Here is a 23,086-nt window from a genome sequence, read left to right on the forward strand (position 1 = left end):
TGCTTCCTCCGGTTCGCTTATCGACCTGCTTGCGCGGTCAGGTCGACGGTCACTCGACGGTTCGGTTGCAGGCACTTGGTCAGCGCAGCAGTTGCTTCGGTTCCGGTGCAAACCATGACCGGCTCCGCCTCGCCTCGGCCTTCGGTCGTGATGACCTTGCCATCCAGCCCGTTTTGCATCAGCAAGGCGCGCACGGTGTCTGCGCGCTTCTTCGACAGCGGCAGGTTGTACGACGCGGTGCCCAAACGGTCGGCATGACCAATCACCTTAATGCCGACGATGCTCACGAAGCCGCTGCGAATTTCATTTGCGAGCCGTTCGATCTTGGCTTTACCTTCAGGCAGCAAGTCCCTCATGTCCGAGCGATCGAAGCGGAACAGGCCGTCGGCACCGATCGACACGCGATGCGTTTCGATGGCGCCCGGCCCAGGCCGTGCCACGACGACTTCCAGCGTAATTTCCGGGTTGGCCACCACGGGGAAGTAGGGCTTGGCGACGACGTTGCATGGAGCTGCCGATGCGCCTTCAATCTCGCGACCGTTCAGCGAGCCGGCAAGGTAGGTCGGCACGGCGAAGTAGGACTCTGGTCCGTATTCTCCTGGCATGTAGCGCCTGCCGTACTGGTCGGCCCAGGCGCACCCGCCATCTTCAGGCGTCTGCACCCACATGGCCGCTTGCAGCGTCGGCAAAATGCTTGGCGCAGCAGGCAGTGGCCGCGGAATACGCAGCGATGTCGGCGGAAACTCGAAGGCCGCGCCAGGAGTTGCAGGAGGTGCCGGCGGCGCGACGGCGAGCACCTGCTTGTAACGGACGTGGGGTGCGCTGCCGATGCCGGTGCCCGGCACGTAGCTCCTACCACCGGTGTCCGCCTGATAGCTCTGGTTCCATTGCTCGAAGGGTTGCGCTTCGGACAGCGTCACGCCGTTGGCCTGCAGGCCATTGAAGGCGACCTGGGTCGGCACCTGCGTGTAGCCTGCCGGCACTGCGCCGCCTGCGACTGCATAGATCGCCACGTTGCCGCTATTCGCATGGATGTTCAGGCCCGGCACGTTGTTGATGAACTGACCAGCGCCTGGAGCCTTGCCAGCCGTTTCGTCCGCGACGAGCGTCACGTTGCCATTGGCTGCCGTGATGCTGGTGCCGCCATTGAGCACGACGCTGTTGCCGGCCACGCCGATCAGGTCGCTGCCCGCATACAACGCACCCGAGGTCGTCAGGTTGCCATTGCTCGTGCTGCCGGCGATCAATGCCACATCGTTGTTACCGCGGATGTAGCCGGCGTTGATGCTCGCCGTGCTGTTGATCGTCACGTCATTGGCGTCTTTGACCGAGTAGACGCCGCTGCTGGTGGTGTTCAACAGCGTGACGTTCGATCCCTTGTTCGTGTCGAAGCCGGATGCCGTGTTGAGCGTGCTCACAGCCGCGACGATCGGGCTGGCTTGCGAGCCTGCCGCGTAGCCGCTGCCCAGCGCTGCGTTGACCGTGGCGTTCATTGCGCCCAGGTTCACTGCACCACCGGTGTCCGTCAGGTTGTACTGCTGCACACCCGTCGCAGGCGTCGTGATGGCGGCCGGGCCGGTGCGAACGGTCCATCCGCCTGACACCACATTGCCGGTGTTGTTCACCAGGATCGCGTTGCCGGTCAGTTGCGCGACCGAGTAGCCGGTCGATTTGTTGCCCAGGTTCACGACGACATCGGTCACGCCCAGCGTGGTCAGCTGTGCCAGCACTGCAGGGCTCAGCACCGAGTACAGATCGAAGTCCTTGCCGCTGCCGTAAGCGGTCACGGTGGCCGTGGTGCCGACGATCGCAAGTGCCGACGAATTGCCGGGCAGGGTGCCGATGACCGAGCCATTGAGCGTGACCAGACCGGCCGCATGAACGGTACCGAGCGACGTGTCGACCGGCGCACCGTTCAGCGTGACGTTGCCGTTCGCGTTGAGGGTCGAGCCCGCCGTCATCGCAACGCCGGCGCTTTCGCTGGTGGCGGTGTAGTTGCCACCGGATAGGTTGGTGCCGGCAATATTCAGCGCAGTCCGATTGCGCAGATCGACAACACCGATGGTGGTGTCGCGCATGGTGTCGAATTCGGCATTGGCGGCCGTCAGGGTCGCCGCTGCGTTCTGCTGGATCAAGCCACCGGCGTTGATGCCGAAGTAGCCCGATGCACCGCTCGCGCCGGCCATATCCACTGCGCCGCGGTTCCAGAGCACGGCGTCGCCGGCGCTGGCCTTGGCCGTAAGCGTCAGCACGTTCAGGTTCAGGTCGTTGACGTTGTTGAAACCGGTCGCCGTGTTGTCGATGATGCCGCCACCGATTGCCGTGCCTGCTTGCAGGTTGGCCACGTTGCCGATCACCTGTTCCTGACCCGCGCCGCCGAGACCGCTCGCGTTGACGATGCTGCCGCCCACGGCCGTGACGTTCACGGTGCCGGTGGTCTGTGCGTGCGTGCTCTTGGCGCTGTCGGTGCTGAGCGCGTTGAACACCACGTCTTGCGCACCCGTCAGGCTGATCGTGCCGCCGGTGGTGGTGCTGTCGAGATGCTGATCGATCGTCAGGTTGCCCGAGCGTGTCGCCACAGCGATGTTGCCGAAGGCGGGCGCCTTGCTGCCGACCGCCGTGCTGCTCACGATGCCGGCACGCGTTAGCGGCGTGGTCGCGTTGTAAACGATGCCCCTGGTGCCGTCGAAAGTGATGTCGTTCACTTCGTTGTTGGTCTGAGGACCACCGACGATGAGCGCGCCGGTGTTGGTCACTGCGAATGTGCCCGTTGGCGTCTGGCCGCCAGCCAGTACGCCGGTGCGCGGTGTGCTGTCCTGCAGGCTGCCCGAAATGACGGCGACGTTGGTGTTGACTTTCACGCCGCCGCCTGCAACGAGCATCAGGTTGCCGGTGCCGGCTGTGCCGATGGTCTGGCTGGCCGTGATCATGTTGCCGGCAATCAACGTCGTCAGCTTGCCGGCGTTGTCGACCGGCACGGGCGCATTGATGTTCAGGTCGCGTGACGCTCCGATGGTCACGTTGCCTTGCGAAGCTAGCGTGCCGTTCGGTTCGACGTTGACGTCACGGTAGCCGAGCACCACGAGGTTGCCGGTGCCGGTCGAGACCTTGATTGCGCCATCGCGCACCAGGGCGCCGTTGCCGAAAGTCGTCGCTGCCGGGTTGGTGAAGATGTTCAGGTCGGCGGCATCGCCTTGCGCATAGCTCGGGCCTGCGGTTGCGTGGGCCGGTCCCGAGTAGATGCGCAGGTCACCGGTGTTCGTCGACAGCGTGCCCGTGCCGTAGCCGATGTCCCAGCCGTTGCCGCTGGCCGAGTTGTTGCCCGTGCCGGCTGCCAGCTGGTTCAAGGTCGTCGGTCCGGTTTGCGTCCCGTTGAGCGTGTAGAACTGGCCTGACAAGTTGAGCGTCGTGTTGGTGCCGGCAACTGGGTTGCCGTAGTAATCGGCAGCCAGTGCGGCATTGACGGGAGTGTCGCCCGCCAGCGCGCCTGCCGTGCCGGTGGTCGCGATGGTCTGGTGCGCCGAGGTCGTGCCCGCACCCAGCGAGGTGTAGTTGGGCACGGTGCTGGCTGCAGCGGTCTGGTAGCCGCCGACGACATAGTCCTGGAGCCCTGAACCGGACCACGGCGTGGCATTGATGCCGGCAAGTTGGGTGGGAATCGGCGCGCCCTCCTTGACCAGCACGGGCGTGGCTGTCGGGATGAACGTCCCGACAGGAATCGGCTGGTACTGCTGTGCCAGCGGAAGTGGTGCGCCCAGTGCGTCGACGTTGCTGTAGTAGTACTGCAGCGCGCCACCGGCCGGCACGGTAAAGCCGCCGAGCGCGGCTTGCGTTGCCGTACGGATCGGGTTGCCACTGGCCGTCACGGTATCGAAGTCGAAGCTGGGCAACGCGCCGGCCGTGCCGTACGAGACTTGCTGCCCGCGGGTCAGCGTCGTACCGACAGGGATGGCAACCCCGTTCAGGTCGAACAGGCCGGCGGGTGCCACCGTGTTGGCTTCGACCACCAGCACGCTGCGGAACACCGGCGTGATCAGGATCGGGCCTGCGCTGCGCAGCGTGACGGCGCCCAGGCCGTCCCCACCGGTCTCGCCGTAGACGCCGGTGTTGGTGTAGATCGAGTTGAGGTCTGCAACAACGGCGGTCGTTGCGCCTGGAGCGAGCGTTTTGCCATATTGCGCGTCTGCGTGGAAAGTGAGGCTGGCGCCGTTGGTGCGCGTCCAGTCGGTCGGCAGATCGATTTCGCCGCGGGCGTTGATCTCGATGTTGCCGGCCGCCGACGGATTTCGATCGAGCACCGTGACGTTGTCTTTTTCATTGACCACCAGCGTGGCGCCTGCGCCGGTTGCCGCAACCGACAGGACATTCGCGGCCATGTTCACCGCACTGTCCTTGCCTGCGATCAAGTAGAAACTGTTCGGAGTGGTGATGGTGTGGTTGCCGTTGCGAATGCCGCCACCGCCGGCATCGATGCCACCGTCGCTGTAACCGATGAACGTGTTGCCGTTGGTGGTCACATCGTTGAGCAGGACCACATCGTTGGTGGCATTGGCCCGTTGCCTGATCATGAATGGGTAGTAGCCAACCGACGAGTACCAGGCCGGCTGCTCGACATGCAACGATTGACCGTTTTCCATCAACACTTCGGTTCCGTTAAAGCCGCTAATCCCGAAGCTTGCCATCGTTGGAATGGCCGGGTCGGCGTAGCCGAACGTCACACCGCCGGAGCCTGTGGAACTCAGTGCGCCGCTGTCGGCTCCTGCGCTTAAGGTCAAGCCCGCAGCACCGCCAAGTTGTGGATTCGTGCTGATGCGCAGAACTGGATTGTTCTCGAAAGTCAGTGTGCCGGTGTTCACATCGGTGTTGTTGTCGGCGATGCCAGTGGTGTTGTTATGCACACCCGCTGACAAGTGGACGGCATATGACGTGATGTCGGAGCGAACCACGATCGAAGAGGCTGAAAGTTGCACGATGCCGGGGAAGCTGTTGTCGAACGCAAGCCTTGAAATGGGGGCGTTCGCCATGGTGGTGAGGGTGCCAAATCCGTGAATCCCGATGGCAGCGCCTGCAGTGCCGCCTGGTGTGATTGCGCCTAAATTCAGATTGGGCCGCGTTCCACCCGCGCCGATGCCGGAATTGAGCCAGATGTACCTGCCGCCGAGATCGAGCGTCGCATCGCCGGGGCGATTGAATGTTCCTTCGTTGTTGCCACTGCCATCTCGTGTGGCAGTTTGTGTACTCACCAATGCTGGATTTCCGGGAAAGTTGGGAGATGCGGGCAAGTCAGCGAAAGCGCCCGCATTGATGCCGATCCTTCCGGCATAGATTCCTGTAAAAGCGGTTGGAACAGTGATGTTTCGTGCATTCACGTCATATGCGCCGCCTATGGTTTGGTAGGGCAGCGTGACATCGCGGAACCCTTCCAACGAAACGCCTCCTGGCATGGTCAGGTCACCGGGTCGAGTGGCAAACGACAGGTTGGCTGGAAGATCGACCCGCGCCTCGATTCCGGCCGAGGTAGCAGCGCCTGGGCCGCCGGGGTTGGCGCTGAACGAATTGCCCGCATAGTCCACCCCTGACGTCATGTACAGGTTGGCTCCGCCTGTCAGCGTGGTCGTGGCCGGGTTCATGAAACGCAGCAAGCCGGGCTGGCTGCGCGATCCGCCGGTCGTATATGCGTTTTGAACCGTAGCACCCGTGTCGTAGGCCGCAGCTTCCAGTTGGAGGACGCTTCCGAGCGACGTCAGACTCTGAGCAACGGAAATGTTGCGGCCTGTGACGTAAATGCCCAATCGTGCAGGATCTGTCGCCGTCAGGGCTTCGTTGATCGTGACATCCCTGAACCCATTCAGCGCGATCTGATCATGCGAACCGCTTGGCCCAGCGAGTTGCACACTGCCTTGAAGATCATTGCGAACGGTCCCGGCCAAGCCAGAAGCCAGATTCAGTTCCCCCACACCTGTGAAGGCAACGCTCGGGTTGATGAAGTTGATCAGCCCTTGTTGGTCATGCCAGCCCGATGCAACGTAGTTGTTCGATGCATCGAAACTCGCGGCGTTCAAGGTATTCGATTGGTCGCCCAGCGTTGTCGCCGAGATATTGATGGTCTTGGCATCGATGTCCAGCCGCCTGCCGGAACGGTTGGTGTCCAGGTTTACCGTGTCGAATCCGGAACTGAGGATGACGGCGGCGGTGCCCACTACATTGGTCGACATCGTTAGGTTGGTACGGTTGCCGCCGGCGTCCTTCCCGGAGTTGAGGACCAGCAGCTCGGTGCTGCTGACGGTGCCCGCGCCTCCGAACCGAATCACGCCGGTGCCCGATTGCCAGTTGCTGGTGTAGCGGTCACCTACGGAGTCCGATAGAAAGTAAGTCAAGGGTGCGACCGCGGCGGCGGCCAATATGGTCCGTCCGCTCTGCACTGCACTGTTGACATTGATGTCGCGCCCGGCGGCAGCCAATACCGATCCCACCGACACGTTGGCATTGAAGTTCACGTCCCTATTGGCCAAGAAGAAAATGCCGGGCGCAGCGGTTCCGGAATTGCTCACCGCTGCATTCACGTTGATGTCGCGATCGGCTTGTAGATTCAAAACCGTGTTGGCTGTCGAGTTGTTTAGGTCAATGGCGTTGGCAATCGTGATGTCACCCACGCCGCCACTGCCGCCACTGGTCTTGACGGTGACGCTGGCGGTTTGCAATGCAGCCGTCAGCGTGCCGATATTCAGGTTGGAACTGGTGGCCGGGTCATACGGGTTGGCGAAGGCGGTACTGTTCGCCGCATTGCTGATGGTGATGTCACTCGGGTCCAAAAGCAGTGTGCCGTTCTTTGCGTCTCGACCACCGCGCAGGTCGGCCGTGCCGTTGAACGCCAGCGTGCCCTTGCCCGACACTTCGGCGTCACCGCCGTTGCCGGTACCCGCGCCCTTGGCGCTGAGGTCGCCGTTGTAGCGCGTGGTGCCGTCAGCCCAGACCACGACGCGGCCGCCGTTGCCTTGTGCCGTTGCGTCGGCGTTGAGCTTGACGCCCTGGTCGACGTAGGTGGCTTGCGCATTCGCGATGTCGCCTTCCTTGCCCTGGAATCCGCCACCGACGCGGATGCTGCCGCCCGCCGTGGTGCCCGATGCGTCGAGCGTCGTGTTGCCGAAGAGGCCGGTGTGCGTGCCGGTCACGTCGATCTTGCCGCCCGTGCCGTTTGCGTTGGTTGCGGTCAGGCTGGCGTCGTGCAGTTCGACCGTGCCCTGGCCGATGGCCACGATGCGAATCGAACCGTCGGCGTTGTTCTGCACGCCCGTGGCGCGGATCGTGCCGCTGGTGTTGATGGCCAGTGCGCCCAGGTTGTTGTTAACCGCGGCCAATTGCACTTGTGCTGCGTGCAACGCGCCGGCACTGGTCAGTTCACCGGCATCGCCGGCATGTGGCGTCACGTTGAATGTGCCGTTCGACAGCGTCACGTCGCTTGCCGCGACGAGGTTGATGGACGAGCCGGCCGTCAGGGCCGAACCTGCCGCCACGGTGAGCTTGGGCGCGATCAGCGTGATCGGGCCGCTGGCGCTTTCGATGCGGCCGAGCACGGTGATCTCACCGCCTTGCGCACCGCTGAAGTTGAGCGCGCCGCCCGCCATGAAGGCGCTGTCTGCGACGTTCTGGGTGCTGGCGACAAAGCCGCCATTCACGTTGACCAGGCCGTTGGCGCCGACGACGATGCCGTTCGGGTTGATCAAAAACACCTTGCCGTTGGCAAGCAGGCTGCCGTCGATCTGCGTCGGCAGGTTGCCGGTCACGCGATTGAGCAACGCGGCGTTGACGCCCGGCTGATTGATCTGAACGGTCTGGCCGTTGCCGATGCCGAAACCTTGCCAGTTGATGATCGCGCGGTTGGTGGTCTGGTTGATCGTGGTGAGGTTGCCGCCACCGTTGATGGTGGCACTGCCATTGACGACTTGTCCGCCGAAGGGCGCCGCCATAGCACCGCTGCACAGAAGACCGACTGCCAATGCGATCGCGGCGATGCGAACGATGCCGCCACCGCCTTCGGTGCTGCCACTGGCGCCTTTGGTGTGCGACGTGGCGGTTTCGCTGACGGCGACGAACTGGCCGCGGGTCTTGCTGAAAATGACGCGATGGATGTGCTTGTTCATGATCTTGGTCTCAATAAATTTGGGGGGTGTTCAGAAAGCGACCTGCAAGGAGCCGTTCCACAGCCACTTGCGGTCGTTGTCCATGCCGAAGTGGCGGCGCGCGATGTCGAAGCGCAAGAACGAGTGCTTCGACGTTTCGACGCGGAACCCCACGCCATGCGAGACCAGGTTGAACTGGCTGCCCGTCTTGTTCAGGTCGACGTTGTATTCCCGCGTGGCGTTCCAGCTGCGGCCGGCATCGAGGAATGCGAGCGCGTACCAGAAGGCCGTCTGGTTACCGAGCGTGAAGCTCTGGCGCGGGCTTTGAAGCTCCAGTGAGCCGGTGATGCCGGCGTCGGCGGTCAGCGTGTCGTTGTAGTAGCCGCGTACGCCACCCATGCCGGAGAGCGTCATGCGTTCGCTCGAGATAAGCGGCTTGCGTGCCAGTTGGCCATTGAGCGTGGCGCCGATCGACCAGTCGCCCGGTAATGCGAAGCTGCGGTTGTAGTTGCCGTTCAGGCGCCAGTAGCTCGAACTCGCGTTGGTGCGTGCGGCGTCGAAGGTTCGATCGTCATTGCGATCGACCACACCACCAGGCGACAGCGTCAGCCGCGTGTAGACCTGGCTCGCGCCCATGCTGTCTTGCCAGGCGCCGCGCCACGCGGCGTAGCCCTGCAGCACCTTGGGTGCGACGTTGGAGACCTGCTCCTGGTTGAAGGCCAACGCATTGCCGATTCGCTTGTATTCGGCGCCGAACGATGTCTCGCTCGCCATGTTCTTGCCCCAGTCGAGCCAGCCCGGCACAGTGAGTTGCGGCACCAGCCATTCGAGGCTCGCGATCTGGTTGTCGCCATTGGCGCGGAAGGCGCCTTGTTCGAGCAGCACATCGCTCTTCGACAAGTCCAGACGCGCGGTCAGGCGTTGCCTGTTCTCGAGCGGTATCTGGTAAGCCAGACTGTGGTTGTGGAATGCGCTGTAGTCGCCGGCGGTCGTCAGCGTGTAGTCGAACTCATGATCGAACTTGCCGAGAAAGTTGCCGACGTTGACGCCTGCGTGGTAGCGGCCCTGGCCGGTGACGCGCGTGCCGCCGTTGTCGGCGCCGACGAAGTAGCGCACCGGCTTGTCGTCGGCGGTGTTCAGCACCAGGTCGGTGGTGCCCGCTGCGGCGCCGGGCTTGAACTCCGGTACGGCGGTGTAGTGCCAGCTGCTCTGGCTGTTGAGCTGTGCGAGGTCGTCTGCGATGACCTTCAGGTCGACCGGTTGACCGGCTTGCAGGCGAACGCGGCAAGTGAAGTCGTTGGCGTCGTGGTATTTCTGTCCGACGGCTGTGACGTTGCCAAGCAGTGCGGGCCGTACGACGACGACAAGAATGCCATCGCTGGTGACTTGTTCCGGGAAGAACACATCGGCAAGGTAGCGGCCTTGCTCGTTGATGAGCTTGACCACTTCGGTTACGACACCTTGCGTGAGCGTGGCGTCGACCGGGCGCCCGATGAAGTCAGTTACACGGGCGCGCAACAAATCCGTTGGCAGGAGTTCAGTGGACACCGCGCTCTTGACGCGGGCGGCAGCTGCTTCGGTCGTTGCAACTTGAACCAGCTGGGCACGAAGCGCTTGCACTTCTCCGGCGGATTGCGTCGACATGGTGACCGCTGGCACCGCATCGGCGCTGGGCCGGCACAGAGCGCGTGCAGCTGCGGCAGTTGCCGTCGGTGAGCTCACCTCGGCACGTTCTTGCGTCACGAACAGCAGGCCACGCAGCACGGGTGCCTTGCGCGCAACTTGCGATGCAGCAGACTCGGCCGCTGCTTTCGTTTTGTCGGGCACGGCTTGCGCTTGTGCGCCCCCGGCGCAGGCCGCGGCCAGGCTCAAGGCCAGCAGGGATGAAGTTCCAAAAATATGCATGGTGGTTCTCACTGAGAGTGGCGCTTGCCACGGTGTGTTGTTCGACGCATTCGTTGTGCGGTGTCGCAGTGTCTGGATGTATCGATCTATCAGCGCGTGAACTAATGCGGCCTCGGTGAGTGCTGGTGAGTGATTTCACAATTGCGACGAACTTCCGCTATGTGAACGGTGACTTATCTCCGTTTTGCGTTGAGTTGCCGATGCAAAAATGACTTTTATGCGCATTGCCCTTCTCGAAGACGACCCATCCCAGTTGGTTCACCTCGCCACCACACTGGAGATGCAGTTGAGCGAGCGCGGTCTGTCTGTTCGCTGTGTGATGTTCCAATCCGGCCGCGCATTGCTCGAGGCAACGCGCACCGACACCTTCGATCTCATGGTGCTCGACTGGTCGGTGCCGGACCTCGACGGCATGGCGCTGTTGCGGCTGGTGCGGCGTACCGGTGGCCTCACGATGCCCATCCTCATGCTCAGTTCACGCGGGCGCGAGCAGGAGGTGAGTGCGGCATTGGCCGAGGGCGCCGACGACTATGTGGTCAAGCCTTTTCGACCACATGAATTGAGCGCTCGGATCTATCGACTGCTTGCGCCTTTCAGAACCAGCGAAAACGAGGGGCTGCAATGGGGGCGATGGACTTTCAACGTCGGCGCGGCGAGTGTGCAATACGCGGGCGCAGCCGAGCTCATCGAACTGCGTCCGTCGGAATCGAAACTGGCACTGGCACTGTTTCGACACTCTGGACGCGCGGTATCGCGTGACTATCTTCTCGAAGTCTGCGGACTGGCGGATGATCTTTCCGGGTTGCGCGCACTCGAAACCCGTATCTACCGTCTTCGCCAGAAACTTGCACTCAACCAGAAGAGCGACACGCGAATCCAGGCCGTCTACGGCATTGGCTATCGGCTCGATGTCGACGACTTCGTTGGGACACCCGCTCAATGAATCGCGGCACCCTGATCGCGCTGCTGATCGCTGTCAGCTCAGCCTCCGCCGGCGCGCAATCTTCGGTGTCTGAAAGGGTACCTGCAAAGACAGCAGACAAGACCTCTGCCGGCATCGTTTTAAATGTCGTCGGTTCCGTCGAACTCGTGCACGAAGGTCGTATCGACCGCGTCAATGGCGGCGAGCGGATGCTTCCCGGTGATGTGTTGTCGACCGGCGCCAGTGCCTTCGCCATGCTGCGTTTCGAAGACGGAAGTCGCGCGCTGGTGCCATCTGACAGTCGGGTGCAACTGCTGGTGTCGCAACGTCGACATATGCGACTCAAACTACTTGCGGGTCGCGTCGAGTCGCGGGTCACACCGGTTGTGCAGCGCGCCTACGAGATCGAGACGCGACGCGGTGTGCTTGGCGTACGCGGCACGCATTTCGTGGTTTGCGATGACGGCGACCGTATCACTCTGGATGTGATGCAAGGGGCTGTTTCTGCATTGACCACAGCACCCGCCGCGCAACCCGCGCTAGTGCTTGGCGGCTTTGGTGCAACGCTCACGGCAGAGTTGTCCGCGGAGACTCGGGCCTTGTTGTCCGCGCCGGTTTTCGAGGAGCGCGACGGCGTACTGGTCGCACGCGGCTCGCGTCGCGTGACTGCGCAACCGGTATTCAACGCTTCGGCATACCAGCTTCAAGTCGCTAGCGACGATGGCTTCGAGCATTTACTTTGGGAAGTGAAGGCGCTGGCCCCGACGTTCACATTGCCGCATCTGCCGGCTGGCTTCTATCACCTGCGCATGGCAGCGCTCGATGTCGATGGCTTCGAGGGACTACCGGGGCAAACATTGGCTTTCGTGCCGCGTGACAGCACGTTGACCAGTCGCGTCGATGCCGCAGCCGATGGGCGGCAAGTCCTGGCGTGGGAGCCGCGGCAGGCCGACCGTCGCTATGTGGTCGAGCTGGCACGCGACCCACAATTCAACTCGCTCGTGACGCGTCGTGCGGGAGTGAATGGCAATGGCCTGGTGCTTCCGGACCTGCCGCCCCGTCATTACTGGTGGCGCGTGGCGGAAGAGCAGGGTGGAGTCGCGTCGGCATTGATCGACTGGACAATCAACGAAGTCGATATCGTTGCGCCGGCAAAACAACCGCATCGCTCACCTGCCGCAACGGGCAAACGCTAAAGCGCGTGGGCGCATGCATGGGCGCTGGCCCACGCCCACTGAAAGTTATAGCCGCCCAACCAACCAGTGACGTCGACCACTTCACCGATGAAGTAGAGGCCGGGCTGTTTCGACTCCATGGTTTGCGATGAAAGATCGCGTGTGTCGACGCCGCCTGCAGTGACCTCGGCCTTCTTGTATCCCTCGGTTCCGCTCGGCGTGATTTGCCAGCGTGCAATGCGCTCTGAAAGCTCTGCGATGGCCCGGTCAGGCGCCTCGTTGATCGGCCGTTGCAATGCGGCTTCCTGGCCTACCCACGCATCTGCCAGACGCGAGGGCACCAGCGATGCGAGTTCGTTCACCGTGCGGCGTTTGGAGCGCAACTTGGCATCGCCGAGTGCTACGGCGATATCGACGCCCGGCGCGAAGTCGAGCGTGAGTGGCGCGCCCGGCTTCCAGTAGCTCGAAATCTGCAGCACGGCGGGGCCCGAGAGCCCGCGGTGCGTGAAAAGCAGATCTTCGAGAAACGCGACGCGTTCTTTCTTGGTGCCGGTTTCGATGCGCACCGGCAATGCCAACCCGGCAAGTTCGGCGTACGGTGCCCACGCTTCGCCGCCAAAGGTCAGGGGCACCAACGCAGGTCGCGGCGTGACGACGCGGAGGCCGAATTGTGTGGCGAGTCGATAGCCGAAGTCGCTGGCGCCGATTTGCGGGATCGACAGTCCACCGGTGGCAACGACCACGCTGGCCGCGTCGATGGGCCCGCGATCCGTCTCGATGCGGAAGCGGTTTGCGTCGATGCCCTCGCTACTTTCACTGCCGTCACTACCGTCACTGCCCTGGCTGCTTTCGGCGACTTCTTGAACCTTGCAAGGCTGCCAACGCGTGACGCCACCCGCAGCGCATTCAGCCAACAGCATGTCGATGATCTGCTGCGAGGAGCCGTCGCAAAACAACTGCCCTTTGTGCTTTTCGTGGAATGCAATGCCATGCCGCTGCACGAGATCGATGAACTGCTGCGGCGTGTAACGTGAAAGTGCCGAGCGACAAAAGTTGGGGTTGTCGCCGATGAAGTGGCGCTGCGGTGCACGCACGTCGAGATCGCGGTTGGTGAAATTGGCCCTGCCACCACCGGAGATGCGGATCTTTTCTGCCACGCGTTCGCTGTGGTCCAGCAGCAAGACTTTGAGCCCGCGTTGCCCTGCGATGCCGGCACAGAAAAGACCGGCTGCGCCGGCGCCGATGACGACGACGTCGAAGCGCGCGGCGCTCGGCGAACTCGATGCGCTCAACGGGTCGTCGCCCCATCGGCGGTGATCGTCGGCGGCGGGTTGTATTTGAGGTGACCGATGTACCGCAACGGCTTGCTCGACGCCACCGAGGGCACGTCGCCTTCGCGCATATGCAGCAAGTCGGCCGGGCTGACCCAACGCGGGTCTGTCGTCGTGATCGGCAGGCCAGCCTGGTTGTAGGCCTCCAGCACGAACTGCGAGCAGAAGAACTGGTCGTTGCGACTGGCGCCGAGTTGCACCGTCGCGAAACCGCTGACGCAGAAGAGGCGCACGGCACCCGGAATCAACGGTAGCTCGCACACCCGGCGGTTCAGCACGAAAGGCGCGTCGAGCATCACGCCGACCGTGTTGTAGCGCGTGCCGACCTGCGAATGCGACCAGGCGCGCAGCTTGTCGACGTGCGCACCGGTGACGCCTGGCAGGCGAAAGGCGACGACCATCTGCTCGTCGTCGACCAGCGCGTCGAGGCCGCGCTCTCGTACGCCCGTGCCGACAGCTTCGGCCACGACGCCGTCACCGAGATACAGCACCGCATGACTCACCGGCGAAAAGGTGCCGAGCCGGATGCCGAACGAATTGACCGTGGCGACCGAGGTCAGGAGGATGTCGCCGGGTTGCAGCGCATCCGCCTTGATCAGCTCGCCTCCGTTGCCTGGCGCGATGGCCGAGTTCTGCATGCGCACGCGCAGGCCGGCTTCTTTGGTGGGCAGGTCGATCTGCGACGCGCAGGCGGAAAGGAGAAGAGCGGCTGCACCGACCGCAATCCATCGAGCGGCGCCCATCATCCCTTCCACACGAACGGGAACTTCAGCTGCTTGAAGAAGCCGTTCGGCACGTAGTCGCCCACCACGCCATATTGCTCCGGCCACAGCTTGGTGCTCTTCACGGCGGTGCCGAAGAAGTAGTCGAGAAACGCATAGTGCGCCGCGTAGTTCTTGTCGATGGCCTCATCGTCCTGGGCGTGATGCCAGTGATGAAAATTGGGCGTGACGATGAGGTAGCGCAGTGGCCCCAGGCGCACGCTCACGTTGCAATGGTTGAACACCGCCTGGAAGCCGACGATGACAATGTATGCGTCGATCACTTCTTTCGAGAAGCCCAGCACGTAGATCGGTGCCAGCACCAGCGTGCGTGTGATCAACAACTCGAGGATGTGCTGCCGCGAGCCCGCCATCCAGTCCATGCTCTTCACGCTGTGATGCACCGCGTGCAGACGCCATAGCAGCGGCACCTCGTGATAGCTGCGGTGCGTCCAGTACTGGACCAGGTCGGCCACCAGCACGATCAGCAGCACGCCAGCCCAGAAGGGCAGGTTGGCGATCCAGCCGCGAAGGCCGTCGTTGGCAGCCCAGCCGAACAGCTTGTGCACCAGCAGGTTGGTTGCGAGCAGCACGAAGCCAACGATCATATGGTTCACCACGAAGTGGTGAAAGTCGGTCTGCCACTCTTCACGAAAGATCGGCTGGTCCTTGCGATGTGCGAATAACTTCTCGATGAAGATGAAGATCAAGGAGGAGCCGAGCAAATCGAGGATGAACCAGTCGAGCCCGATGTAGGGCGTGTGATCCGGAAAGTTGCTGTCGACCGGCACCTTGTTGCCGCCCAGCAGTGCGGCCGCGACGATCAACAAGAAGGCGCCCGACGACAGCCAGCGCGAGCGATTGAAGATGATGTTCACCAGCGCCATCCCACCTGAGATGACCATCGCCGCCAGCAGGATAAAGCGCATCACGTCGACGTTGTAGCTTTTGCGAAGCTCGGGCGTCGTGAGGTACTGCGGGAAGTGAAAAGCCAGCACGCCCAAAAAGCAAAGGATGCCCAGGCTCAGTGCAACGGTGCCTGTGACAAGGCCCCTGCCACGCTGCAGTTGCCCGTGACTTGCGGTGAATTCGTTCAGTTTTTCGAGCATCCCGACCCTCTTGGCATTGTTGTATGAGTAGCCAGGATTTTAGTTGGCCGACTTCTGTATCGACGCCGGACCGACCGTGCGAACAGCCTAGTTCAGGCGGTCAGGTGCCGAATTTGTCGCGCTCCGGCAGAGCGACTGTCGCCGCTGCGATGCCTTGCAATACATTGCCGACGACGATAACCGACGGACTCGCGAGCCCGGCCTCGGCGATGCCTGCGTGCAGCCCGCTCAACGTCGTCACGATGTGCCGTTGCTGGGGCAGGCTGGCGTGCTGCACGACCGCAACGGGCGTCTCACCCGGCAGGCCTTCGAGCAATTGCCGTTGGATGTGCGCAGCGCCCGCCACGCCCATGTAGATCACCAGCGTGAGGCGCGCGTTGTGCGCCATCGCAGCCAGCGCCCGCCAGTCGGTCGGGTCGTCCGCAGCACCGGCGCCGGTCTTGGCATGGCCGGTGACGAACACCACGCCTTGCGCGTGATCGCGATGGGTCAGCGGCACGCCCAACGACGTCGCCGCTGCGAGGCCGGCGGTGATGCCGTTGACCACCGTGCATTCGATGCCTGCTTCGCGCAGGTGTTCGACTTCTTCACCGCCGCGGCCGAAGATGAACGGGTCGCCACCCTTCAGGCGCACGACGGCTTCGCCTTCGCACACCGCTGTGATCATGAGCTTTTCGATGAAAGCTTGGGGCGTGCTCTTGCAACCGCCGCGTTTGCCGACGTGGACGATGCGGGCACCGGGCCGCGCATAACTCAGGATCGCGTCGTTGACGAGGTCATCGACGAACAACACCGTCGCCGCGTGGATCGCCTTGACGGCTTTCAGCGTGAGCAAATCGGGATCGCCCGGGCCGGCGCCGACCAGGGTGCAGCTGCCTCGATGCGAATGGGAAAGTGAGTTCATGGGCTGTCCGCCAGTTGTTGGGCCAGTTGCTTGATGTGTTCGACTTGCCGGGCGATTGCCATGGGCAAAGGCAGCGTGCCTGCCAACACACGCCGCGTGTAGTCCGCCGTGGTGTCGATGTCGATCTCCCTAGGCAGACCTTCCACCTCGCTCAGCGTGCCGGCCTGTTGCTCCTGCATTGCGATGCGCTGGCCCCTGATGAAGCCGTCGACCTGCGCAGTGCGGCGCGGATCGGCCACGCTTTCGCCTTCGAGTCCGCGCGAGAGCAGGGCGCTCGTGCCGGTCAGCTCGAAGGTCGCGGCCATCGACTGCGCATATTCCGGATGGGTGTAGCTGGCGATCACGATGCACGAGCCCGCTGTCGGCTGCATCAGCTTGACGACGCTGTGTGCCGGGTTGCGCAACCCGACGACGCGACGCACGTCGAGCAGTCGTTTGAGGCCGGTGCTCAGGAGCTCGGTCGGTGCGAATGCAATCTCTCCCACGGCGATCTTTCGTACGACCGTGATCGGATTCGTGCCCAGCGCCGCAAGCACGTTCGATGTGAGCACGCGTGTCGATTCGGTGGACGCACCATGCAGCAGCACCGGCAAACCTTCGCGCGCCAGCAGCAGCGCGAGCAGCGGCGTCAGCACCGGCAACTTGCGCGCGCCGTTGTAGCTGGGCAGCACGATGAGCGGCAGGTCGCTCGCGGGGAAAAGATCGAGCCGTGCATGCGTGGCATCGAGAAAGCCGGCCATCTCTTCCGGCGTTTCGCCTTTGATGCGCATCGCGAGGCAGAAGGCGCCGACTTCGAGGTCGGTCACGGTGCCGTCCAGCACCTGTCCGAACAGGTCTGTCGCCTGCTCGCGCGTGAGTGGCTTGGCGCCTCGCGCGCCGCGGCCGATTTCCTTGATGTAGTGGCTGATTCCCATGGGTACGCCCATTGTCCCGCAAGGCTTATGCCGAAACTCGAAGGGGCTTATGCGGTTATTGAGGGACTGAGCGATGGACAGGCTCACGGCACGGCTTCTGCAGTGTCGGGCGTGGTGGCACGCACCATGCGCTTCAGCTCGGGCAGGCATGAGCCGCAGTTGGTGCCGCATTGCAGCGCCCCCTGCAGCGACGCCAGTCGTTCGGCATCGGTGCCCACGCAATGCCGCAGCCTGTCGCCGATGGCAGTTTCGGTCACGCCGAAGCAGCTGCAGACGACCTTGCCACGCGACGCCACTTCGACCGGCGGGGTCGAGCCCGGCCGCAGCAACTGGCGACCGAAGGCTTGCGCCGGCAACTGGTCTTGCAGCAATGTCTTGATCCATGCCTCGGCCCGGGTGTCGCCGCCTAGCAAGAAACCTTCGAGCCTGGCCTCTTCATTGTTGGTGCCGGTGCGTACCAGACGCACGGTGCGGCGCTGCCCATGGCGGGCGTCGGCGTAGCGCAAGGTGTCGGGGCTCGGCAATGCGAGCAGGTCTTCGATTTGCTCAAGGACCGCATCGGGCGCGGCCTCGAGGTCGGCCGCGCGGAACAGGACCCCGGTGCGCTCGGCCGTACCCGACGTCAACGCACCGCCGGCACCGAACGGCACGCAGCTCGCAAAGGCAAAGCTCGCCATGAGGTCGCGCAGCGCACGTTCGGTCTCTAGCGCGCGATCGTCGGGCAGCCAGGCGATCGCGAGCAGTGTCCACGGCAGCTCGGCCTTGGCGATGCGGATGGCCGCGTGCTTGAGTTCAGGCTGCTTCGAGTCGGGGCAATAGGCCGCGCTGGTCAGCGCGTTGATGCCGGCCAATCGCTCACCGGTTGGCGATCGACCGCTAAGGTATTCCTGGCCCCAATGCATCGCCACGAACGACTGGCTCAGGCCGACCTCGGCGCTGGCTTGTGCCGGCAACACGAGCGCGCCGCGCCTCGAAGTGAGCTGCACCAGATCACCGTCCTTCAGCTGACGCCGCGCCATGTCTTGCGCGTTCATCTGCACCACGGGTTCCGGCACGTGGCCGAAAAGTCGGCCGAGCGTGCCGGTGCGGCTCATGCCATGCCATTGATCGCGCAGCCGCCCGGTGTTCAGCGAGAACGGAAAGCGCGCCTCGCGTTGTTCGGCTACCGGCTTGTAAGGCGTGTCGACGAAGCGCGCCTTGCCGTCGGGCGTCGGATAGATGCCGTCTTCGTACAGCCGCACGCGACCGACCGATCGGCCTTCAGGCAACGGCCATTGCTGCGGCCCTAGCGCATCGAGCATCTTCCAGTCGAGGCCGGTGATGTCGAGGTCGCGACCGCGCGTCGATTCGCGATGCTCGTTCCAGATCGCTTCGGCGCCGGCATCGTCGCCTGCCAGCGAGTGCTGCAGCGGGTAGGGGAACAGCGTGGTGGTGGAGCGGCTGGGCAGCCGCACTTCGAGCCGTTGCGCGAAGTCGACCACCGCCGACCAATCGTGACGCGCTTCGCCGGGCGCCGGCACTGCGACGCGCACGCGAGAGATGCGGCGCTCGCTGTTGGTCACCGTGCCGGTCTTCTCGCCCCAGGTGGTCGCAGGCAACAGCAGGTCGGCATGAGCGCAGGTGGCGGTGGTCGCAAAGGCTTCCTGCACGACCACGAACTCGGCACGTTCGAGCGCCCGCCGGACAGTTGTCTGGTCGGGCATCGACTGGGCCGGGTTGGTACACGAGATCCACAGCGCCTTGATCTCGCCATCGGCTGCGGCCTCGAACATTTCAATGGCGGTCTTGCCGGGCTTGGCGGGCACTTCGTTGCCCTCGCTCAGGCCCCACAGCGCAGTGACTTCAGCCCGGTGTGCTGCGTTAGCAAGATCGCGGTGCCCGCTCAGCAGATTGGCCATGCCGCCGACTTCGCGCCCGCCCATTGCATTGGGTTGTCCGGTCAACGAGAACGGCCCGGCACCGGGCCGGCCGATCTGCGCAGAAGCCAGGTGCAGGTTGATGAGCGTCGCGTTCTTCGCGGTGCCGGAAGACGATTGATTCAGCCCCTGGCAGTACAGGCTGAGGGTCGCGGTCGAGGTCGCGAAGAGCCGCGTCGCTTCGAGCAAAGCGGTCTTGTCGATGCCGCAAATTTGCGCCACCTTGTCGGGCGTGCAGTCGCGCGCAGTGGCCTTGAGCGCGTCGAAGCCGTTGGTGTGCGCAGCGATGTAGTCGGGCTTTGTCCAGCCCTCCCACAACATCAGGTGCAGCATGCCGTGGAACAACATGACGTCGGTGCCCGGCTGGATCGCCAGGTGCAGATCGGCGATCTCGCAGGTGTCGGTACGGCGCGGATCGACCACGACGATCTTCATCGCCGGGTTGGCGCGCTTGGCATCCTCGATGCGACGGAACAGGATGGGGTGCGCCCATGCCGTGTTGCTGCCGACGATGAACAAGCATTGCGCTTCGTTGAAGTCCTCGTAGCAGGCTGGTGGCGCATCGGAGCCGAGCGTCTGTTTGTACCCGGCCACCGCGCTGCTCATGCACAGGCGCGAGTTGGTGTCGATGTTGTTGGTGCCGATCAGGCCCTTGGCCAGCTTGTTGAAGACGTAGTAGTCCTCGGTCAGCAACTGGCCCGAGACATAGAAGCCCACCGCATCGGAACCATGGTCGCGAATGACCTGGGCGAACTTGTCGGCTGCGGTGTCGAGCGCCGCCTCCCAGGGGATCGGCGTCGCAGCTTGCCCGCGCACGAGGCGTTGCATCGGCTGCAACAGCCGGGTCTGGCGCGTCACTTCCGCTGTCGCAGTAAGGTGCAATGTCGAGCCCTTGGTGCACAGCCGGCCGAAGTTGGCGGGGTGGTCCGGATCGCCACGCACACCCGTGATCTGCGCGCCATCGGTCTCGATGATCACGCCGCAGCCGACGCCGCAGTAGGGGCAGGTGGACCTTGTTTCTTTCATTCCTGGCTCTTGCCGCCTCTTTGCGTATCGAGGCAACATTCAAGCGTCACCGATAGCGCCGGCCGTTGCGGCCCCCGGGCCCGCACGCGGCGCAGTCAAATCCAGCGCATGCGTCGCCAACTCTTGCGCATCGAGCATCACCTGCCCGCCTTCGACCTTGCAGGCGAATTTCGGCACGCATCCTTGGTCGGGCTGACGCGCACAGCCATCGTCCAGGCCGATCGTCCAGTTATGCAGTGGACACGCCACGCTGGTGCCGAACACGATGCCTTGCGACAGCGGACCACCCTTGTGCGGACAGCGGTCGAGCAGCGCGAAGACCTCGTCCTGGCTGTTGCGAAAGACCGCGACCGCCACACCGACCGGCCGCACCACGCGACGCGATCCCAGCACCGGAATGTCGTCAACGCGGCAGATGAATTTCCATTCGCTCATGGGTTGCTCTCCTTCAGTGCGTCGTCGCCGCCGGCGCCATATCCGCCCCGGCGACCGGCACGAACTGCCGCACGTCGACCGCCGCCCGGCTCGACTCGAACCACGGATCGGGCTCGCCATCGAGCGCGAACTGAAGCTTTTCCCAGAGCGCCTTGCGACCGGCGACGTCTTCGAGAATCCGCTTTCTCACGCGGTCGAGCCCGACGCGGCTGATGTAGTGCACCGTGCGCTCCAGGTACCAGCCTTCCTCGCGATAGAGCTGCAGGAAAGCGCCGGTGAACTCCATCACTTCTTCGCTCGTCTTGACCTTGACCAGGAAGTGCGCGACCTCGGTCTTGATGCCGCCGTTGCCGCCGACATAGATCTCCCAGCCCGAGTCGACGCCGATCACGCCGACGTCCTTGATGCCGGCTTCGGCGCAGTTGCGCGGGCAGCCGCTGACCGCGATCTTGACCTTGTGCGGTGAATACATTGCCCATAGCGCGTGCTCGATGTCCTTGCCCATCTGCGTCGAGTCCTGCGTGCCGAAGCGGCACCATTCACTGCCCACGCAGGTCTTCACCGTGCGCAGCGATTTCGCATAGGCAAAGCCGCTGGGCATGCCGATGTCTTTCCACACGCCGGCCAGGTCTTCTTTCTTTACGCCGAGCAAGTCGATGCGCTGGCCGCCCGTGACCTTGACCGTCGGGATCTTGTACTTGTCGGCTGCGTCGGCGATGCGGCGCAGTTCGTCGGGCGTGGTGTGGCCGCCCCACATGCGTGGGATCACCGAATAGGTTCCGTCTTTCTGGATGTTCGCGTGGCTCCGCTCGTTGATGAATCGGCTCTGCGGATCGTCCTTGGCTTCTTTCGGCCAGCTGCTGATGAGGTAGTAGTTGACGGCCGGCCGGCAGCTCGCGCAGCCGTTGGGCGTGCGCCAGCCGAGGCCTTCGTACACCTCGACATGCGACAGATATTTCTGGGCGCGGATGGCCTCGCGCACGTCCTGATGGCTGGTGTCGGTGCAACCGCACATCGCCTTTTTCTTGGGTGCAGCCGAGTAGTCGCCCCCGGCGGTGAACATCAGGATCTGTTCGACCAGTCCGGTGCACGAACCACACGATGCGCTCGCCTTGGTGTGCTTCTTCACCTCGTCGAGCGTGAAGAGTCCCTTGTCCTTGATCGCCTTGCAGATCGCGCCCTTGCTCACGCCGTTGCAGCCGCAGACCTCGGCCTCGTCGGGCATCGCCCCGGCGCTGCTGTGGCCTTCGTGACCGGTATCGCCGATGTTCGATTCTCCGAACATCAGCTTCTCTCGGATGTCGCTCACGCTGCGGCCGTCGCGCAGCAGTTTGAAGTACCAGCTGCCATCGACCGTGTCGCCGTAAAGGCAAGCGCCAACCAGCTTGTCGTCCTTGATGACGAGCTTCTTGTAGACGCCGCCGAAGGGGTCGCTCATCACGATTTCTTCGGTGCCTTCGCCACCCATGAACGAGCCGGCGCTGAACAGGTCGATGCCCGTGACCTTCAGCTTGGTCGAGGTCAGCGATCCCATGTACCGGCCGATGCCGAACTGCGCCAGATGGTTGGCCGCGACCTTGGCCTGTTCGAACAGCGGCGCGACCAACCCGTAGGCGATGCCGCGGTGCGCGGCGCATTCACCGACCGAATAGATGCGTGCATCGGTCACCGTCTGCATCGTGTCGTTGACCACGATGCCGCGGTTGCAGTGCAGCCGCATCGATTCTGCCAATGCGGTGTTGGGGCGGATGCCGACGGCCATGACGACCAGGTCGACCGGTATTTCGGTGCCGTCCTTGAACTTGACGGCCTTGACACGGCCTGCGCCATCGTCGATCAACTCCTGGGTCTGCGCATTGAGACGGAACTCAAGCCCGCGTTGTTCGAGCGACTTGCGCAGCAGCCCACCGGCGACATCGTCGAGCTGGCGCTCCATCAGCCACGCGTTGACGTGCACCACGGTCACGCTCATGCCACGCAGCATCAGACCGTTGGCGGCTTCGAGGCCGAGCAAGCCGCCACCGATGACGACCGCATGCTTATGCGTCTTGGCCGTCTCGATCATCGTGTTGGTGTCTGCGATGTCGCGGTAAGCGATCACGCCCTTCAAGTCCCTGCCCGGCACCGGCAGGATGAACGGATTGGAGCCAGTGCACAGCAGCAGCCGGTCGTAGGGTGCCTCGATCACGCTGCCGTCGGCAGCGACCGCGCGCACGATGCGCTTCACGCGGTCGACCTCGGTCACTGTCTTGCCGGCATGCAGCGTGATGTTGTTCTCGGCGTACCACTCCCACGAGTTCAGGATGATCTGATCGACCGTCTGTTCGCCAGCCAGCACGGGAGACAGCAGGATGCGGTTGTAGTTGGGGTGCGGCTCCGAGCCGAACACCGTGATGTCGTACAGATCGGGTGCCAGCTTGATCAACTCTTCGACCGCGCGAACACCGGCCATGCCATTGCCGACCAGCACGAGATTCATCTTTTTCATGGGTTCATCCCTCCGGCTCGGGTCGTGATCAGAAATACAGAGCCATCACCGCGGTGATGTTGCCTTCGGGTGCGACCGGG

General features: G+C 63.4%; 12 protein-coding genes. 2 read left to right on the forward strand and 10 right to left on the reverse strand.

From position 1 onward, the window contains the following. Positions 1 to 17: 17 nt before the first annotated feature. Together H7F36_RS13575 and H7F36_RS13580 are read right to left on the reverse strand one after the other, a co-directional pair. Complete coding sequence (locus H7F36_RS13575) at positions 18 to 8,141, reverse strand: filamentous hemagglutinin N-terminal domain-containing protein (RefSeq protein WP_187051318.1); 8,124 nt, start codon at positions 8,139 to 8,141, stop codon at positions 18 to 20. A 30-nt stretch (positions 8,142 to 8,171) separates the two neighbouring features. Further along, the gene (locus H7F36_RS13580) at positions 8,172 to 10,025 is read right to left on the reverse strand and encodes a ShlB/FhaC/HecB family hemolysin secretion/activation protein (protein WP_187051319.1); all 1,854 of its coding nucleotides are present in this window, start codon (positions 10,023 to 10,025) and stop codon (positions 8,172 to 8,174) included. Between the two features lie 217 nt (positions 10,026 to 10,242). On the opposite strand from H7F36_RS13580, the gene H7F36_RS13585 reads away from it, so the two are divergent. Together H7F36_RS13585 and H7F36_RS13590 are read left to right on the forward strand one after the other, a co-directional pair. Beyond that, positions 10,243 to 10,968 carry a response regulator transcription factor gene (locus tag H7F36_RS13585; protein WP_187051320.1) on the forward strand — a complete coding sequence of 242 codons (726 nt, stop codon included), beginning with the start codon at positions 10,243 to 10,245 and terminating at the stop codon, positions 10,966 to 10,968. Further along, the gene (locus H7F36_RS13590) at positions 10,965 to 12,143 is read left to right on the forward strand and encodes a FecR domain-containing protein (protein WP_187051321.1); all 1,179 of its coding nucleotides are present in this window, start codon (positions 10,965 to 10,967) and stop codon (positions 12,141 to 12,143) included. The genes H7F36_RS13585 and H7F36_RS13590 overlap by 4 nt, the downstream gene beginning before the upstream one ends. On the opposite strand, the gene H7F36_RS13595 is transcribed toward H7F36_RS13590, so the two are convergent. The 8 genes from H7F36_RS13595 to nirB all read right to left on the reverse strand — a co-directional run bounded on the left by H7F36_RS13595 (position 12,140) and on the right by nirB (position 23,006). Then, a complete protein-coding gene (locus H7F36_RS13595; RefSeq protein WP_187051322.1) occupies positions 12,140 to 13,414 on the reverse strand; it encodes an NAD(P)/FAD-dependent oxidoreductase in 1,275 nt (424 codons plus the stop codon). The genes H7F36_RS13590 and H7F36_RS13595 overlap by 4 nt on opposite strands. Further along, positions 13,411 to 14,199 carry a YaeF family permuted papain-like enzyme gene (locus H7F36_RS13600; RefSeq protein ID WP_187051323.1) on the reverse strand — a complete coding sequence of 263 codons (789 nt, stop codon included), beginning with the start codon at positions 14,197 to 14,199 and terminating at the stop codon, positions 13,411 to 13,413. Before H7F36_RS13600 ends, H7F36_RS13595 begins: the two co-directional genes overlap by 4 nt. Then, the gene (locus H7F36_RS13605) at positions 14,196 to 15,323 is read right to left on the reverse strand and encodes a sterol desaturase family protein (RefSeq protein WP_187051324.1); all 1,128 of its coding nucleotides are present in this window, start codon (positions 15,321 to 15,323) and stop codon (positions 14,196 to 14,198) included. The genes H7F36_RS13600 and H7F36_RS13605 overlap by 4 nt, the downstream gene beginning before the upstream one ends. A gap of 100 nt (positions 15,324 to 15,423) precedes the next feature. Then, positions 15,424 to 16,227 carry a uroporphyrinogen-III C-methyltransferase gene (cobA, locus tag H7F36_RS13610; protein WP_187051325.1) on the reverse strand — a complete coding sequence of 268 codons (804 nt, stop codon included), beginning with the start codon at positions 16,225 to 16,227 and terminating at the stop codon, positions 15,424 to 15,426. After that, the gene (ybiB, locus tag H7F36_RS13615; protein ID WP_187051326.1) at positions 16,224 to 17,141 is read right to left on the reverse strand and encodes a DNA-binding protein YbiB; all 918 of its coding nucleotides are present in this window, start codon (positions 17,139 to 17,141) and stop codon (positions 16,224 to 16,226) included. Before ybiB ends, cobA begins: the two co-directional genes overlap by 4 nt. An 83-nt stretch (positions 17,142 to 17,224) precedes the next feature. After that, entirely contained in the window at positions 17,225 to 20,083 is a 2,859-nt protein-coding gene (locus H7F36_RS13620; protein ID WP_187051327.1) for a nitrate reductase, read from the reverse strand. Positions 20,084 to 20,122: 39 nt separating this feature from the next. Continuing rightward, complete coding sequence (nirD, locus tag H7F36_RS13625; RefSeq protein ID WP_187051328.1) at positions 20,123 to 20,518, reverse strand: nitrite reductase small subunit NirD; 396 nt, start codon at positions 20,516 to 20,518, stop codon at positions 20,123 to 20,125. 13 nt (positions 20,519 to 20,531) lie between these two features. Beyond that, the gene (gene nirB, locus H7F36_RS13630) at positions 20,532 to 23,006 is read right to left on the reverse strand and encodes a nitrite reductase large subunit NirB (protein ID WP_187051329.1); all 2,475 of its coding nucleotides are present in this window, start codon (positions 23,004 to 23,006) and stop codon (positions 20,532 to 20,534) included. Positions 23,007 to 23,086 lie beyond the last annotated feature (80 nt).

The sequence above is a fragment of the Variovorax sp. PAMC28562 genome (assembly GCF_014303735.1).
GTDB lineage: Bacteria > Pseudomonadota > Gammaproteobacteria > Burkholderiales > Burkholderiaceae_C > Variovorax.